This is a genomic window from Aliihoeflea sp. 40Bstr573, assembly GCF_024105655.1.
In the GTDB taxonomy this organism is placed as follows: domain Bacteria; phylum Pseudomonadota; class Alphaproteobacteria; order Rhizobiales; family Rhizobiaceae; genus Aliihoeflea.
The window spans coordinates 1-779 of sequence record NZ_JAAAMH010000068.1; the positions used below are offsets into that span (position 1 = coordinate 1).

A 779-nucleotide genomic window follows, 5' to 3' on the forward strand; every position below is an offset into this window, starting at 1 on the left:
GGGGTCGTTTGCGGGAGGGGGCGGAATCCTACGCTAAGCCGAGAACACGTTTTCCGTAACTCCTGAGTTCGCCCTGGGGGCCGACATAGCGATAAAGGGTGACGCGCTCGATCCCGAGTTCCTTACAGAGATCGGAGACGGATGTATCGCGTTGCGCCATGGCGGCCTGAGCGAGGCGCACCTGCGCCTTGGAGAGCGCGAATTTTCTGCCTCCTTTACGGCCGCGCGCCCTGGCCGCTGCGAGTCCGGCCATGGTGCGCTCGCGGATCAGGTCTCGCTCAAATTCGGCCAAGGTTGCGAAGATGCCGAAGACCATACGGCCGGATGCGGTCGTAGTGTCGATTTCGGCGCCCTTTCCGGTCAGCACCCGCAGGCCGATCTTCTGGTCTGATAGACCCTTTACGGTGTTGACGAGATGGGCAAGCGACCGCCCGAGGCGATCGAGCTTCCAGACCACCAGTACATCGCCGACACGTAACGCTTTGAGGCATGCGGTCAGTCCGGGACGATCGTCGCGGCTGCCTGAAGCGCGATCCTCATAGATATTGTCCTGTTCGACGCCTGCGGCACGCAGAGCATCGTGCTGCAGGTCAAGGGACTGGGAACCATCGGCCTTCGAGATACGGGCGTATCCAATCAGCATGTTTCTTAAACGGTGGTTTGAGGGGGGGCGCTGGCCACGAATGATTTGTTCGCTGGAAATGTATCTCAACCAGCTTCATAAACAAAGCGTCTTGAACATCATCGGATTTTGAAAAAGGAACATGGATGCCGCGTCG

1 protein-coding gene is annotated in these 779 nt (G+C 59.1%); it reads right to left on the bottom strand.

What is annotated here, in order from left to right; translation table 11 throughout:
* Positions 1-28: 28 nt before the first annotated feature.
* Positions 29-643, bottom strand: a complete 615-nt coding sequence (locus GTK01_RS20925; protein WP_160788003.1) for a recombinase family protein — start codon at positions 641-643, stop codon at positions 29-31.
* Positions 644-779: the final 136 nt, after the last annotated feature.

What these genes read in the sequence shown, in the direction of transcription:
- GTK01_RS20925 (WP_160788003.1), bottom strand. Translation starts at nt 643, where the DNA reads ATGCTGATTGGATACGCCCGTATCTCGAAGGCCGATGGTTCCCAGTCC.